This window comes from Xanthomonas sp. LF07-6 (genome assembly GCF_034105445.1).
Classification (GTDB): domain Bacteria; phylum Pseudomonadota; class Gammaproteobacteria; order Xanthomonadales; family Xanthomonadaceae; genus Xanthomonas_A; species Xanthomonas_A sontii.
The window spans coordinates 285,858-301,408 of sequence record NZ_JAXGGI010000001.1 but is presented as its reverse complement, the minus strand read 5'-3'; the positions used below and the strand labels follow the sequence as shown (position 1 = coordinate 301,408).

The window sequence follows — 15,551 nt, the reverse complement described above, 5'->3', positions numbered from 1 at the left end:
CTGGTGTTGCCGTGCCGCATTCCGTTCCCAGAAGCGAAGCTTGTGCGTGATGCGCAAACGCTAGGCCGGGATACGTGACGCCGTCGACAACATAACCGCGCTACGCGGAGCGAGTGGTAGACATTATGTCGTTCGATGAACGCTTAATGGAAAAACCCCTAAAAACAGGGCTCGCGCGAGGTTGCGCTTGATTGCCTGGATAACGTCACCATTTTCATTGCCGAGAAAATGGCGCAAGACATCCAGCTGGACAATCCGCACAGGCGGCATCGTCGGCGCGCCCCAGGTTGGTTGCGACGCTGACACCAGGAGATCGCATGTCGTTGGCGCAGGCGCGCTTCCATCCCGCCGTTGCACGCTGGTTCGAGCAGCGTTTCGCGGCGCCCACGCCGGCGCAGGCGGCGGCGTGGCCGGCGATCCAGGCCGGACGGCATACGCTGGTCGCCGCGCCGACCGGCTCGGGCAAGACCCTGACGGCATTTTTGGCCGCGCTGGATGCGCTGGTCCGCGAAGGCCTGCGTGAAGGCGGCCTGCAGGACCGTACTCAGGTGTTGTACGTGTCGCCACTGAAAGCGCTTTCAAACGACATCCAGCTCAATCTCGAGGCGCCGCTGCAGGGCATTCGCGCCGAACTGGCGGCGCTGGGTTTGCCGGATGTGTCCATTCGCACCGCGGTACGCACCGGCGACACCCCACAGCGCGAGCGCGCGCAGGCGCGGCGGCGCCCGCCGCATGTGCTGGTGACCACGCCGGAGTCGCTGTACGTGCTGCTCGGCTCGGTGTCCGGGCGCGAGACGCTGCGCCACGTGCGCACGGTGATCGTCGACGAGATCCACGCGCTGGCGGCGAACAAGCGCGGCAGCCATCTGGCGCTGTCGCTGCAGCGCCTGCAGCAGCTGTGCGAGGTGCCGCCGCTGCGCATCGGCCTGTCGGCGACGCAGAAGCCGATCGAGGCGGTCGCGCGTTTCCTGGTCGGCAGCGCCGCGGTGCACGACGGCGTTGCCGACTGCGCCATCGTCGACATCGGCTATGCGCGTGCCCGCGACCTGGCGCTGGAGGTGCCGCCGACGCCGCTCAGCGTGACCATGTCCGCCGACCAGTGGCAGCAGGCGTATACGCGCCTGGCCGAGTTGGTGCGCGCGCACCGCACCACCCTGGTGTTCGTCAACACCCGGCGCATGGCCGAGCGCACCGCGCGGCACCTGGGCGAACTGCTCGGCACGCAGGCGGTGGCGGCGCATCACGGCAGCCTGGCGCGCGAGACCCGGCTGCTCGCCGAGCGCCGGCTCAAGGCCGGCGAGCTGCAGGTGCTGGTGGCCACCGCCTCGCTGGAACTGGGCCTGGACATCGGCGACGTCGACCTGGTCTGCCAGCTCGGCTCGCCGCGTTCGATCGCCGCGTTCCTGCAGCGCGCCGGCCGCTCCGGCCACGCGGTGGGCGGCACGCCGAAGGCGCGCTTGTTTCCGCAGTCGCGCGACGACCTGGTCGAGTGCGCGGCCTTGCTGGATTGCGTGCGCCGCGGCGAACTGGATGCGCTGCGCATGCTCGATGCGCCGCTGGACGTGCTCGCCCAGCAGCTCGTCGCCGAGGTGGCCTGCCAGGAGTGGGAGGAAGACGCGCTGTACGCGCTGGTGCGTGGCGCCTGGCCGTATGCGGCGTTGCCGCGCGCGCAGTTCGACGCGGTGCTGCGCATGCTCAGCGAAGGCTTCAGCACGCGGCTGGGGCCGCGCACCGGTTACCTGCATCGCGATGCGGTGCATCGCCGCGTGCGCCAGCGCCGCGGCGCGCGGATGGCGGCGCTCACCTCCGGCGGCACCATCCCCGAGACCGGCGACTACAGCGTGGTGCTGGAGCCGCAGGCGCAGACCATCGGCACGGTCAACGAGGATTTCGCGGTGGAGAGCCTGGGTGGCGACGTGTTCCAGCTCGGCAACGCCAGCTACCGCATCCTGCGCGTGGAAGCGGGGCGGGTGCGGGTGGAGGACGCGCGCGGCGCACCGCCCAACATCCCGTTCTGGATCGGCGAGGCGCCCGGGCGCAGCGACGCGTTGTCGCTGGGCGTGTCGCGGCTGCGGGCCGAAGTCGCGCAGGCGCTGGAGCAGGGCGGCGCGGCGCAGGCGCTGCAGTGGCTGTGCGGCCCGCTGGCGCTGGACGCCGCCGCCGCGCAGCAGATCGTCGATTACCTGGGCCGCGCGCATGCGGCGCTGGGCGCCTTGCCGACCCAGCAGTGCATCGTGCTGGAACGCTTCTTCGATGCCACCGGCGGCACCCAGCTGGTGATCCACAGCGTCTACGGCAGCCGCATCAACCGCGCCTGGGGCCTGGCCCTGCGCAAGCGCTTCTGCCGCACCTTCAATTTCGAGCTGCAGGCGGCCGCGACCGAGGACGCGATCGTGCTGTCGCTGTCGACCCGGCACAGCTTCGCCCTGGACGAGGTGGCACGCTATCTGCGCGCCGCGTCTGCGCTGGACGTGCTGGTACAGGCGCTGCTGGACGCGCCGCTGTTCGGCGTGCGCTGGCGCTGGAACGCCACCAATGCGCTGGCGCTGCCGCGCTTCACGGGCGGGCGCAAGGTCGCGCCGCAACTGCAGCGGATGAAGTCCGAGGATCTGCTGGCCACGGTGTTTCCCGACCAGGTGGCCTGCGCGGAGAACCTGGTCGGCGAGCGCGAGATTCCCGAGCACCCGCTGGTGGCGCAGACCCTGCGCGACTGCCTGGACGAGGCGATGGACAGCGACGGCTGGCTGCAGCTGCTGCGCGGCATCGAGGCCGGCGAGGTGCGCGTGCTGGCGCGCGAGCTGACCGCGCCCTCGCCGCTGGCGGCCGAGGCGCTCGACGCGCGGCCCTATGCCTTTCTCGACGACGCGCCGCTGGAAGAGCGGCGCACCCAGGCGGTGCACAGTCGCCGCTACCAGGATCCGCACAGCGCCGACGATCTCGGCCAGTTGGACCCGCAGGCGATCGCTGCGGTGCGCGAGGAGGCCTGGCCGCAGCCGCGCAGCCGCGACGAGATGCACGAGGCGCTGCTCACGCTCGGGGTGGTGAGCGTGGACGAGGCCGCCGCGCAGCCGCAGTGGCGGCAGTGGTTGGATGAACTGGCTGCCGACGCGCGCGCCACCTGCCTGCACGGCGTCGACGGCGCCGCGGCGGCGTTGTGGGTGACGGCCGAAGCGCAGGCGGCGGTGGCGCCGCTGTACCCGCAGGCCAGCGCGCGGCCGGCCATCGCCAGTCCCGAGGGCTACGCGGTGGCCGACTGGGACCGCGACAGCGCGCTGCGCGAGTTGCTGCGCTGGCGGCTGGCAGGCCTGGGGCCGGTGACTGCGGCCACGCTGGCCGCGCCGCTGCACCTGCCGCTGCGCGAGGTGCAGGCCGGGCTGCTTGCGCTGCAGCAGGACGGCTATGTGCTCGGTGGTCGGTTCAGTGCCGACGCCGATGCCGAGGAGTGGTGCGAGCGGCACCTGCTGGCACGCATCCACCGCTACACCCTTGGCCGCCTGCGCCGCGAGATCGAGCCGGTGGCGCCGCGCGACTACGCGCGCTTCCTGTTCCGTTGGCAGCATCTGGACGCACAGGGGCAGGTGGAGGGCGCCGAAGCGCTGGCCGCGGTGCTGGCGCAACTGGAGGGCGTGGAGGCCGCGGCGCCGCTGTGGGAGGCGGAACTGTTGCCGGCGCGGGTGCGCGACTACCGCCCGGCCTGGCTGGACGAGGCCTGCAGTGCCGGCCGCACGCTGTGGACGCGGTTGCGCCCCGGCGCCGGCGGCGCCGCGCCGACGCTGCGCAGCACGCCGATCCTGTTGCTGCCGCGGCGCAGCGCCGGGCAATGGTCGCGGCTGTCGCCAGTGCCGGAGGCCGATGCGCTCGGCTCGCGCGCGCGCAAGGTCGCCGACCATCTCGCGGCGCATGGCGCCTCGTTCTTCGACGAGATCGCCGCGGCCACCCGCCTGCTCTCCACCGAATTGGAGGCGGCGCTGACCGAGCTGGTCGCCGCCGGCCGGGTCCATTGCGACAGCTACGCCGGCCTGCGCGCCTTGCTGGTGCCGACATCGAAGCGCCCGTCGGCGCTGTCGCGGCGGCGGCCGCGCATGGCGCTGTACGGCGGCATCCAGGATGCCGGGCGCTGGGCGCTGTTGCGGGCCGGCGCCGAGGCCGACGACCCGGCCGCGCGCAGCGAGGCGGTCGAGCACGTCGCGCTGACGCTGCTGCGCCGCTACGGCGTGGTCTGCTGGCGCCTGCTCGAGCGCGAGGCGGCATGGCTGCCGCCGTGGCGCGAGCTGTTGCGGGTCTACCAGCGCCTGGAGGCGCGTGGCGAGATCCGCGGCGGGCGCTTCATCGATGGCCTGTCCGGCGAACAGTTCGCCCTGCCGGAGGCGATCGGTCTGCTGCGGCAACTGCGCCGCCAGCCTGGCGACGGCACCTGGGTGTGCGTGGCCGCCGCCGATCCGGCCAATCTGCTCGGCAGCGTGCTCCCGGGCACGCGGCTGCCACGCGTGGCGGGCGCGCGCGTGCTGTACCGCGACGGCGTGCCGATGGCGAGCTGGGTCGGCGAGCGTTTCGAGGCGCTGCAGCAGCTCGATGCCGAGGAACGCGTGCGCGCGCAGCGCTTGTTGCGCGGAGCCACCGCGGCGGAACGACGTACGGTCGCGGCGCTGCCGATGGTGTGAAGACGCGGCGCCATGCATGCGCTCGCGCATTGCGAGGGCGGGCATATCGGCGCCGCTTTCACATTCTGTCTACAAATTAAAGGGGTTGGTATCCCACTTCGCCTTCGGTGCAAAACCGGGGTCATCTGCCATTGCAGAACAACTGCGGCATCCGCGCCGCAGACGCCCAGGCGCTTTCTTCACACGCGTCGAGTGCTGCGCCGCAATGCCCGTTGCGCATTCATGCAACGTCGCCGCAGCGCTTGCGCTATGCGGAATTCCGCAGTTTTCACGCGATTTAAAGGCGCTGTCGATGGCGCCGATAGCCCTCACGCACAGACGTTGCGGCGCAGCGTCCTCGCTCTCCTCAGAGCGAGTGTGTCCACTCCGCGAGGCGCTGCGGAAGACGGCTGGAGGCGCTCACTTGCGCAACCGGACGCACACAAAGAATCGGGGTACACCATGTTGGGCAATATGAAAATCGGAGTCAGGCTGACGGCGGCGTTCCTGATCGTGGCGGCGATCGGCGCGTGCATCGGCTGGGTCGGCATCCGCAACTCGGGCCGGATCAACGACTACGCCACGGTGCTGTACGAGCGCGAGCTGCTCGGCCTGTCGCACCTGAAAGAGGCCAACATCAATCTGATCAACGCCGGCCGCTCGCGCGCCAACCTGCAGTTGGCCAGTACGGCGGAGGATCGCGCCAAGCACATCGCCAGTCTCGACAAGTACACCGCCAAGGTGGTCGAGCACATGGACAAGGCCAGGACCTCGTTCGACGACCCGGCCACGCTGGCCAAGCTGGCCCGCTTCGACCAGGTGTGGAAGACCTACCTGGAGCGGCGCGGCCAGTTCGTCGACTCGGTGATGCGCGAGCCGCTGCCGCAGGGCAATGCGCAGCTGGCGGACCTGTCGAAGGGCGTGCGCAGCAGCTCCGACGAACTGGATGCGCTGATGTCCGAACTCAGCGAAACCAAGGAAGCCAACGCGGCGCGTGCCAACGACGCCACCGACGCGATCTATGCCAGCAGCACCCGCACCATGCTGGCCATCGTGATCGGCGGCGTGTTGCTCGGCGTGGGCCTGGGCGTGTTCATCAGCCGCAGCGTGACCCGGCCGATCGGCAAGGCGGTCAGCGTGGCCAATGCGCTGTCCGAGGGCGACCTGAGCATGTCGATCGAGGTGCGCGGCCGCGACGAGACCGCACAGCTGCTGCTGGCGATGCAGCGCATGGTCGAGAAGCTGCAGCAGGTGGTCGGCGAGGTCAACGCCAGTGCGCAGAGCCTGGCCGGCGCGTCGGAAGAAGTCAGCGCCACCGCGCAGTCGCTGAGCCAGGCCTCGACCGAACAGGCCGCCGGCGTGGAAGAGACCAGCGCCTCGCTGGAACAGATGACCGCCTCGATCGCGCAGAACACCGACAACGCCAGGATCACCGACGGCATGGCCGCGCAGGCGGCGCGGGAAACCCTGGAGGGCGGCGAGGCGGTGGTGGCCACGGTCGCGGCGATGAAGCAGATCGCGCAGAAGATCGGCATCATCGACGACATCGCCTACCAGACTAACCTGCTGGCATTGAACGCGGCGATCGAGGCTGCGCGCGCCGGCGAGCACGGCAAGGGCTTTGCGGTCGTCGCCGCGGAAGTGCGCAAGCTGGCCGAGCGCAGCCAGGTGGCCGCGCAGGAGATCGGCGAGGTCGCCGGTTCCAGCGTGGAACTGGCGGAGAAGGCCGGTCAGCTGCTGGAGACCATCGTGCCCAGCATCAAGAAGACCTCGGATCTGGTGCAGGAGATCGCTGCCGCCTCGCAGGAGCAGTCGTCCGGCGTCACCCAGATCAATGCGGCGGTGGTGCAGCTGAGTCAGATCACCCAGCAGAACGCGACCGCCTCCGAAGAGCTGGCGGCCACCGCCGAATCGATGAGCACGCAGGCCGTGCAGTTGCAGGACAGCATGGCGTTCTTCCAGTTGTCCGCCGGCACGCGCCGCGCCACGCACGCGCTGGACGACGGCGAGGCGGTGGCGCCGCTGCGTGCGGCTGGCTCGCGCTGGGCGCCGCGTGCGCCATCCGTCGCCGCGCGGCGTTCCGTTGCAGGCAATCGCGACCGCAGCGAAGCGCTGCTGGGCCGCGCCTGATCCATTCCCTGGCGGGGCCTGCCGCGCCGCCAGTTCCGTGTCGCTGTCGTTGTCACAACTGCCCATTGTCGGGAGAGTGCCGTGCTGAAGAATCTCAAAATCGCAACCAAGCTCTACGGCGGCTTCGCCGTGGTCCTGTGCATCCTGCTGGCCCTGGCCGGCGTGGCGTACTTCAACGTGTCCGCGTTGTCGCAGGCCAATTACTGGAACACCCACACCTACAAGGTGATCGCCGAAGTCGATGCCGCGCTCAGCAGCCTGATCAACATCGAGACCGGTACGCGCGGCTTCTCGCTGACCGGCGAGGACGCGTTCCTGCAGCCCTACCGCGACGGCGTCGCCAGCTTCGACAGCCACCTGCGCACGGCGCAGGAGCTGACCGCCGACAACCCCAAGCAGCAGGAGCGCCTGAACGCGCTGAAGCAGACCCAGGCGCAATGGCTCAGCCAGGCGGTGCATCCGCAGATCGCGCTGCGCAAGAACGTCAACGATGGCCAGGCGACGATGGAGGCGCTGAGCGCTGCGGTGCGTGCTTCCAAGGGCAAGGCCTACATGGACGCGATGCGCGATCGCATGGCCGAAGTGCGTCGCGCCGAGAGCGAGTTGCTCGCTGCGCGCGCCACCGAGGCCGAGCAGTTGCAGCAGCGCACCAACCTGACCCTGATCGTCGGCAGTCTGGTCGCGGCACTGTGTGCCTCGTTGATCGGTTTCCTGATCGCGCGGTCGCTGATGAGCGAACTTGGCGGTGAGCCGAGCACGGTGATGGAAGTGGCCTCGCGAATCGCGCGCGGCGATCTCACCGTGCAGGTGCCGACCCGCCCCAACGACAGCACCAGCGCGATGGTGGCGCTGCAGGCGATGGTCGAGCGACTGGCGGAGGTGGTGGGCGAGGTCAATGCCAGCGCGCAGTCGCTGGCCGGTTCCTCCGAGGAAGTCAGCGCCACCGCGCAGTCGCTGAGCCAGGCTGCCACCGAGCAGGCCGCCGGCGTGGAGGAGACCAGCGCCTCGCTGGAGCAGATGACCGCGTCCATCGCGCAGAACACCGACAACGCCAAGGTCACCGAGGGCATGTCGGCGCAGGCGGCCAAGGAAGCGGTGGAGGGCGGCGACGCGGTGCTGGCGTCCACCCAGGCGATGAAGCAGATCGCGCAGAAGATCGGCATCATCGACGACATCGCCTATCAGACCAACCTGCTGGCGCTGAACGCGGCGATCGAGGCCGCGCGCGCCGGCGAGCACGGCAAGGGCTTTGCGGTGGTCGCCGCCGAAGTGCGCAAGCTGGCCGAGCGCAGCCAGGTGGCCGCGCAGGAAATTGGCGAAGTCGCCGCCAACAGCGTCGGCCTGGCCGATCGCGCCGGCAGCCTGCTCGGCACCATCGTGCCCAGCATCAAGAAGACGTCGGATCTGGTGCAGGAGATCGCCTCGGCCTCGCAGGAGCAGTCCTCCGGCGTCACCCAGATCAACCTGGCGGTGTCCCAGCTCAGCCAGGCCACGCAGCAGAACGCGGCGGCCTCCGAGCAACTGGCGGCGACCGCCGAACAGATGAGCACCCAGGCCGAATCGCTGCAGCAGGCGATGGGATTCTTCCGCCTCAGCCGCGAACAGGACCTGGCCGCGCCGCGCCGTGCCGCGCCGGTGGCGCCGAGGCCGGCCGCCACCCGGCCGCTGCGCAACGCCGGCAAGGCGCTGCGCCCGCGTGCGCGCCCGGTGCCGGCCTACGCGCTGGCGGATGCGCCGGACGAAGGCCAGTTCGTCAACTTCTGAAGGGGAAGAACATGCACAACGATCGCTACGAGAGCGCGGCCGAGCACGCGCCGCAGGGTGGCTGGCAGTTCCTGACCTTTCAGCTGGACCGCGAACTGTTCGGGCTCAACATCGCCGGCATCCACGAGATCATCGAGTACCGTCCGCCCACCCCGGTGCCGACCATGCCGGCCTGCGTGCGCGGGGTGATCAACCTGCGCGGCGCGGTGGTGCCGGTGGTGGACCTGCAGTCGCGGCTCGGCCGCGCGCCCAGCCAGGTCACCCGGCGCAGCTGCATCGTCATCGCCAGCGCCGCCACCGACGAGGGCGGCGGCGCGCAGTCCTTCGGCCTGCTGGTGGATGCGGTCAACGAGGTGCTGGAACTGCCGCCGCAGCAGATCGAGGCGCCGCCGGCCTTCGGCAGCGATATCCGCCGCGACCTGCTGCAGGGCATGGGCAAGCTGGAGGATCGGCTGGTGATCCTGCTGGACCGCGCGCGGCTGCTGCGCAGCGACGACATCGCCGAGGCCGGCGCAGCGGCGCTGGCGGCGTGACGTCAGGTAGGCCGTGATCCATGCATCACGGCGGCCCCGCTAGGGTGGCGGCGAACGGGCATCCGCCCCAGCGAGGTGCAGACCATGGCAAAAGACGAGACCACCCAGTCCGGCAAGCAGCAGGGCATCCACGAGGGCCGGCAGGACCGTGCCCAGGACGACACCGCCAAGCAGCGGCCGGGCCTGGAAGACCAGAAGCTGCGCGAAGCGCACGAGCGCGGCCCGCGCTCCGGCCAGGGCGAGGCGGCGCAGGACGGGCACGACTGAGCGATGCGGCGGGAAGGAGCGGAGTGCATCCCGCTTCCCGTTCTGTCAGGACGACGGCCAAGGACTGCCTGGCGCGCCAGCGGACGGCGCACCCCGCGCGATCAAGCGCGGCCAGGCCCAAGCTTGGCCAACAAAAAAGGCCAGAGAGCCTGGTGGCTGTCTGACCTCGTTTGCACCGTCGAAGACGGCAAGATGGTGGAGCGGAAGGGGATCGAACCCTCGACCTTCGCATTGCGAACGCGACGCTCTCCCAGCTGAGCTACCGCCCCACATCAGACGCGTAGTGTAACTGGGCACGGGGCCGCGTGCCAAGGGGGCAGTGCAACATCGGCGGCGCCGGGGCAGGGGACCGGTCGGGCCGGAAAACGTGTTCGCCTTTTGTCTACAGCGCGCGCATGGAGTCGATATACTCGACGGCCGAAATCCCCCGCGGTGATTTCGTTCCGGACGAAATATACCGTCCGCTTCACACCTTTTTACTAAAGACAGGTCTTTTACACATGACGGAAGTTCGCAACTTGCAACAGATCGCCGAAGCCAAGGCCAAGCTGCAGGAAGAAATGCGCAAGCTGGAAGAGCAGGAGCGGCAGGCGCGCGAGGGCGAAACCAATGCGGCGCATGCCAACGTGCTGTCGCTGCTGGAGCAGTTCGCCGAGTTCTTCAGCGCCAAGCAGCGCAACGAGATCGCCGCCTACGTGACCAGCGCAGCGCCCAAGCCGGCCAGCAGCAAGTCCGCCGGCGGCCGCAGCGAGGTCAAGCCGAAGTACCAGTTGCCGCACACCGGCGAGACCTGGTCCGGCCGCGGTCGCACGCCGAAGGCATTCGCCGCCTGGGAAGGCACCGCCGCCTACAACGAATGGAAGGCGCGCCACCCGGATCTGAAGTTCCCGCTCTTCAAGTATTGAGCGAACGAAGAAAGGCCAGGAATTCCTGGCCTTTTTTTATGCCCGATCGTTGACCCGATCGCGCTGCGCGGACGGGGCGGCGCGATCGGCCCGGCCGCGCCCGCTCAGCGCGTGGCCGCCAGCAGCGGCTGCAGCCGTGGTTCCAGTTCGCGCCGGCGCCAGCCCGCCAGCGGTGCCGGCCATTGCGCGCTTTCCAGCAGGGCTTCCAGGTGCTTGCGCGAGGCGAGCAGGCCGTCGGGCAGGCCGAGTTCGGCGCTGCGCGCGGCCACCGCGTCCTGCAGCCGCTTCAGCGCGGCCTTGTTGTCGTCGCTGGCGGCCAGCGCCTGCGGGGCGTCGGTTTCGTCGGCCAGTGGGGTGGTCAGCGCCTGCCACACCGCATCGCTGAGCTTGCGCGGCGCCTTGGGGTGTTTGTCGAACAGCGCCAGCATGGCCGGTTGGTCCTGCGGCGGGAAGCGCGCCAGGGTGGCGGCCAGTTCGTTGTCCAGGATCCAGCTGCGCGGTTTGTCGTTGTGCCGGGCCTGCGCGTCGCGCCAGCGCAGCAGGCGCAGCAGGCGCAATTGCGCGGGGCGGTCCATGAACTGCGCCGAGCGCATGCCCAGGTGCGGCCAGCGTTCGCCGTCGTCGTGCTCGACGGTGCCGAGCAGGCGTTCGCCGTCCTCGTGCAGCCAGTCGCCGCGCTCCAGGGTCTGCAACCGCGCCTGCAGGTTGTCGTGCAGCGCGAACAGATGGCGCACGTCGTCGGCGGCGTACTCCAGCTGCGCCGGCGACAGCGGGCGGCGCAGCCAGTCCGAGCGGGTCTCGCCCTTGGCCAGGTGCACGCCGGTGATCTCCAGCACCAGCTTCTGGTAGCCCATGCCGGCGCCGAGCCCGGCCAGGCCGGCGGCGATCTGGGTGTCGAACAGCGGCCGCGGCAGGGTGCCGCAGGCGCACTTGAAGGCGACCAGGTCTTCGCTGGCGCTGTGCATGATCTTGAGGATGTCCGGGTCGCTCAGCCACGGCGCCAGCGTCTGCGGCATGCCCGGGATCAGCGGGTCGATCAGCAGGATTTCGTCGCCTACGACCATCTGCACCAGCGCCAGTTGCGGCCAGTAGGTCCGTTCGCGGACGAATTCGGTATCCAGGCCGATGCGGGCCGGTCGCTGCGCCAGCCGTTCGCTCAGCTCGGCAGGTTGCTTGATCCAGTAAGGCACGTGATTTCCGTTGACTGCAGGGTTTGCTCAGGCAGGCGAGAATAGCCTAACGTCGCTCCGCCGGCCGCACGGCGCGCCGGACGGGATGGCGTCGCAAGGTCCATGGTTCGGAGGGAAAGTGCGCAGCAGCGGCGTTGTGATGGTCTGGAGCATGCTTGCGGCGGCGCTGGTCGGCTGTGCGCGGCAGCCGTCGGCGCCGGCCGCCGAGACCGCGCCTGCGACCGCCGCTGCCACCGCCACCGCTACGGCGCAGTCGGCGCCGGTCAAGCCGGTGCAGGCGCCCAGCGTGACCATCGGCGGCGAGGATGCGGCCGAGACCGTGGCGCGCTGGCAGCCGCCGTTGCCGACCCTGACGCGCAGCGGCCTGCCGCAGGCGCGGCGCCAGGCGGCGCGCGCGCTGGCCGAAGATCGCCTGTTCGAGGATGCGCAGTCGGCGATTCCGCTGTACCTGGCGATCCGCAGCCTGGCGCCGAACGATCGCGTTGCCCAGGACGGCCTGCGCAAGGCGCGGCGGCGCCTGTTGCAACTCGGCGCGCAGGCGCTGGGCGATCCGGATCTTTCCGAACGCACGCTCGAGCAGGCCGCGCGCATCGCGATGGTGGCGCTGTGGCTGGATGCCGATGACCCGGCGGTGCGGCGCCTGCAGCAGCGGGTGGAGACCGCCTCGCGGGTGCTGGCCTACAACCGCGCCGGCGAGGACGACCTGCGCGGCGGCCGCCTGGGCGAGGACGGCAATGGCGCCCTGGCCAATTTCCGTGAGGCGTTGCTGCTGGATGCGGACGATGCGCGCGCGCGGCAGGGCGTGGCGGCGGTGGAAAGCGCGCTGATCCGTCGCGCCGAGACGGCCGCGGCGGCCTCGGATTTCGCCGCCGCCGGCAGTTGGCTGGCGCGCGCGGCGCGGGTGCGCGAGGACGCGCCCACGGTGCACGACGCGCGCGAGCGCGTGGAGCAGGTGCGGGTGGCGCGCATCGCCGCCTTGCGCGATGCGGGCCTGCGCGATCTGGCCACCCCGGCCGGATTGAAGTCGGCGCGCGAGCGCCTGGGCGACGTGCTGCGCATCGCCGATCCCGGCGACCCGGTGGCGGCGATGCTGCGCGAACGCATCGACCTGGCCACCCACTACGGCAGCTTCCGCCCCGGCCAGGTGTTCACCGACGGCATGCACGACGGCGGGCGCGGTCCGCAGATGATCGTGGTGCCGCACGGCGGCTTCCGCATGGGCGCGGCCGAGACCGAACCCGGCGCCTCGCCGGCGGAGATGCCGCAGCACTACGTGCGCTTCGACCGCGGTTTCGCCATGTCGATCACCGAGGTCACCGTGGCCGAGTTCCGCCGTTTCGTGGAGGCGACCAATGCGCGTCCGCGCGCCACCCGCCGCGGCCATTCCACCGTCTACGACGAACGCAGCGGCAACTTCGTGCGCCGCAACGGCGTGGACTGGCAGTCCGATTACCAGGGCGCCCGGGCGGCGCCGAACAGCCCGGTGATGCACGTCAGCGTGCGCGACGCCGAGGCCTATGCGGCCTGGCTGTCGCAGCAGACCGGGCGGCATTACCGGCTGCCCAGCGAGGCCGAGTTCGAATACGCCCTGCGCGCCGGCGGCCGCGGCCGCTATCCCTGGGGCAACGCCGGCACGCCGCCGCGCGGCAGCGGCAACTTCACCGGCGGCGGCGACGTCTCGCCCAGCGGGCGGCACTGGCGCAATGCCTTCGTCGGCTACACCGACGGCTTCTGGGGCCCGGCCCCGGTGGCCAGTTTTTCCGCCAACGCCTGGGGCCTGCACGACATGGCCGGCAACCTCAGCGAGTGGGTCGCCGACTGCTGGCACGCCAGTTATCGCCGCGCGCCGGCCGACGGCGCGGCCTGGTACAACCCGGGCTGCCGCTCGCGGGTGGTGCGCGGCGGCAACTGGGCCAATGCGCCGGAGCAGACGCGCGCGGCCTGGCGGCTGATGCAGGATTCGGACAGCACCAGCGCACGCGTCGGCTTCCGCCTGGTGCGCGGCATTTGACGCCGCCGCGCCAGGGCCGGCGCTAGATTGCCTCACCAGTCAGCGAGGGGGAGTGCGATGAACCAAGTCTTCGGCCGCCAGGGCGGCGAACCGGGCGGCGGCCGCCGTGGACCGCTGGGCGGGGTGCGCTGGCTGGTACTGCTGGGGTTTGCCGTGTATGCCGGGTTCTACTGGTTCTCCAACCGCAGCGAGGATCCGTACACCGGCGAACAGGTGCTGATCGACCGCTCGTTGAATGTGGAGGACGAGAAGGCGCTGGGTCTGCAGGCGTACCAGGAGATTCTGGCGCAGGAACATCCGGTCGATCCGCAGTCGCAGGTGGCGCAGCAGGTGCGTGCGATCGCGCAGCGGCTGATCGCCAAGGTCGACGTGGTCGAGGACGCGCTGGCCGCCGAGCACGGCATGCAGGCCAAGCATTACGCGCGCGGCTTCGACTGGGACGTCAACGTGATCGAGTCCGACCAGGCCAATGCGTTCTGCCTCCCCGGCGGCAAGATGGCGGTCTACACCGGGCTGCTGCCGGTGGCCAAGAACGCCGACGCGATGGCGGTGGTGATGGGCCACGAGATCGCGCATGCGCTGCTGCGGCATGGCGCGCAGCGCATGGCCCAGCAGAAGCTGACCCAGATCGGGCAGATGGCCGGCGCCGCCGGCGGCCTGGATCCGCAACAGCAGCAGATGGCGATGGCGGCGATGGGCTATGGCTACCTGCTGCCTTACGCGCGCAGCCACGAGACCCAGGCCGACGAAGTGGGCCTGATGCTGGCCGCGGCGGCCTGTTTCGATCCGCGCGAGGCGGTGCCGCTGTGGGAGCGGATGAGCGCCAGCAGCGGCGGCCAGGCGCCGCCGGAGTTCGCCTCCACCCATCCCAATCCGGGCACCCGCATCCAGAACCTGCAGGCGCTGATGCCCAAGGCGCTGGAGTACCGGCAGCGCTTCTGCGAGTCCGCGCGTGGTGCTTCGCAGTAAGCGCTGCCGTCGCCGCACGCGTTGGCTGCCTTGTCGCTGAACGCCGCGCGCTTATCCACGCTCGCGTGCACGGCGGCGGGGGCATGATGCGCTCCACACCATCAGGAGCACTGCCATGAAACGCCTGCTGCTGTCCTCCCTCGTCGCCATGGCCGTGCTGGCCGGCTGCGCCACCAACCGGCTCAGCGACGACGAGCGTCTGACCCTGTACCGCGCCCACGCCGGTGCGCCGGTGCGCGACTTCCAGTACTTCAACCGGCTCAGCGGCTGGACCGCACTCGGCGACAGCGCGCTGGCGGTGTGGACGCGCCCGAACCAGGCCTATCTGCTGGAATTCGCCGGCACCTGCCAGGACCTGGATTTCGCCCCCAGCATCGCCATCACCCATTTCGGCAGCCAGGTCTCGGCGAAGTTCGACGATGTGCTGGTGCTCGGCGGCGGCCCCGCCGCGATTCGCCTGCCGTGCCGCATCGACAGCATCCGCCCGCTCGACGTCAAGGCGCTGCGCACCTCGGAGAAGGAACTGCGCGAGGCCAAGGTGCAGGAGCGGGCGCAGCAGGCGCCTGGGAGCTGACGCAGTGCCGGGATTCGGGATTCGCGAGGCGGCGCGCGCGGTGGTGCGGCTAGTGTGATGTCGCGCCGTCGCTTGCTGGTGCAGCCTGTTGCGTCATGTGCACTGCAAGGTGCTGTGCGGCACGCCCTTATGGCTCCGGGGTGCACGCTTCAGCCGCGACGGGTATTACCGGTAAGGCCGTGTCGCGGCTGAAGACGCTCCTGGAGGTCGGGTGAGGTGCGACGAACGCAGGCGCTTGGCGGTGTCTGAGCGTCGGTACGTGGGAGTGACGCGACGACGCGGTGGTGCTCAGGAGGCCTGGTCGGGCGCCACGTAGCCGTCGGGTTTGTCGGCGCCGCCCTGGAACAGGAACTTTTCCAGTTCCGCTTCCAGGAACGCGCGGTGCTTGGGATCGCGCGGCGACAGCCGGTTCTCGTTGATCAGCATGGTCTGGTGCGCCAGCCAGGCCTGCCAGCCGGCCTTGCCGATGTGCGCGAACACGCGCTTGCCGAGCTCGCCGGGATAGGGCACGTAATCGAGCCCTTCGGCGTCGCGTTGCTGGTACTGGCAGAAGACGGTGCGGGACATG

The 15,551-nt window shown here is 70.4% G+C and carries 11 protein-coding genes and 1 tRNA gene; 9 read left to right on the top strand and 3 right to left on the bottom strand.

Annotated elements, in window-relative coordinates; translation table 11 throughout:
• Window positions 1-317: 317 nt before the first annotated feature.
• The 5 genes from SLW56_RS01185 (at window position 318) to SLW56_RS01165 (ending at window position 9,334) form a co-directional block, all read left to right on the top strand.
• Entirely contained in the window at window positions 318-4,661 is a 4,344-nt protein-coding gene (locus SLW56_RS01185) for a DEAD/DEAH box helicase (protein WP_320694239.1), read from the top strand.
• A gap of 441 nt (window positions 4,662-5,102) precedes the next feature.
• On the top strand, window positions 5,103-6,770 hold the full coding sequence (locus SLW56_RS01180) for a methyl-accepting chemotaxis protein (protein ID WP_150411363.1): 1,668 nt from the start codon (window positions 5,103-5,105) through the stop codon (window positions 6,768-6,770).
• Window positions 6,771-6,851: 81 nt separating this feature from the next.
• Window positions 6,852-8,534 (top strand): CHASE3 domain-containing protein, encoded by a 1,683-nt coding sequence (locus SLW56_RS01175; RefSeq protein WP_320694238.1) that lies wholly within the window; start codon window positions 6,852-6,854, stop codon window positions 8,532-8,534.
• A gap of 11 nt (window positions 8,535-8,545) precedes the next feature.
• Complete coding sequence (locus SLW56_RS01170; RefSeq protein WP_267104220.1) at window positions 8,546-9,067, top strand: chemotaxis protein CheW; 522 nt, start codon at window positions 8,546-8,548, stop codon at window positions 9,065-9,067.
• 84 nt (window positions 9,068-9,151) lie between these two features.
• A complete protein-coding gene (locus SLW56_RS01165) occupies window positions 9,152-9,334 on the top strand; it encodes a hypothetical protein (protein ID WP_043092554.1) in 183 nt (60 codons plus the stop codon).
• Between the two features lie 193 nt (window positions 9,335-9,527).
• Here the strand turns inward: SLW56_RS01165 and SLW56_RS01160 are convergent.
• Window positions 9,528-9,603, bottom strand: a tRNA-Ala gene (locus SLW56_RS01160).
• Between the two features lie 231 nt (window positions 9,604-9,834).
• Here SLW56_RS01160 and SLW56_RS01155 point away from each other — a divergent pair.
• On the top strand, window positions 9,835-10,239 hold the full coding sequence (locus SLW56_RS01155) for an H-NS family nucleoid-associated regulatory protein (RefSeq protein ID WP_010344215.1): 405 nt from the start codon (window positions 9,835-9,837) through the stop codon (window positions 10,237-10,239).
• A 104-nt stretch (window positions 10,240-10,343) separates the two neighbouring features.
• Here the strand turns inward: SLW56_RS01155 and rnd are convergent, their stop codons facing one another.
• Window positions 10,344-11,429: a ribonuclease D gene (rnd, locus tag SLW56_RS01150; RefSeq protein ID WP_320694237.1), complete on the bottom strand. Its 1,086-nt coding sequence runs from the start codon at window positions 11,427-11,429 to the stop codon at window positions 10,344-10,346.
• A gap of 151 nt (window positions 11,430-11,580) precedes the next feature.
• On the opposite strand from rnd, the gene SLW56_RS01145 reads away from it, so the two are divergent.
• The 3 genes from SLW56_RS01145 (at window position 11,581) to SLW56_RS01135 (ending at window position 14,983) form a co-directional block, all read left to right on the top strand.
• Window positions 11,581-13,440, top strand: a complete 1,860-nt coding sequence (locus SLW56_RS01145; RefSeq protein WP_152235786.1) for a formylglycine-generating enzyme family protein — start codon at window positions 11,581-11,583, stop codon at window positions 13,438-13,440.
• A gap of 57 nt (window positions 13,441-13,497) precedes the next feature.
• A complete protein-coding gene (locus SLW56_RS01140) occupies window positions 13,498-14,409 on the top strand; it encodes a M48 family metallopeptidase (protein ID WP_017909672.1) in 912 nt (303 codons plus the stop codon).
• Window positions 14,410-14,524: 115 nt separating this feature from the next.
• The gene (locus SLW56_RS01135; protein WP_295917721.1) at window positions 14,525-14,983 is read left to right on the top strand and encodes a DUF6491 family protein; all 459 of its coding nucleotides are present in this window, start codon (window positions 14,525-14,527) and stop codon (window positions 14,981-14,983) included.
• 288 nt (window positions 14,984-15,271) lie between these two features.
• On the opposite strand, the gene SLW56_RS01130 is transcribed toward SLW56_RS01135, so the two are convergent.
• Window positions 15,272-15,550, bottom strand: coding sequence for an oxidative damage protection protein (locus tag SLW56_RS01130; protein ID WP_017912227.1), 279 nt, complete (start codon window positions 15,548-15,550; stop codon window positions 15,272-15,274).
• Window position 15,551: the final 1 nt, after the last annotated feature.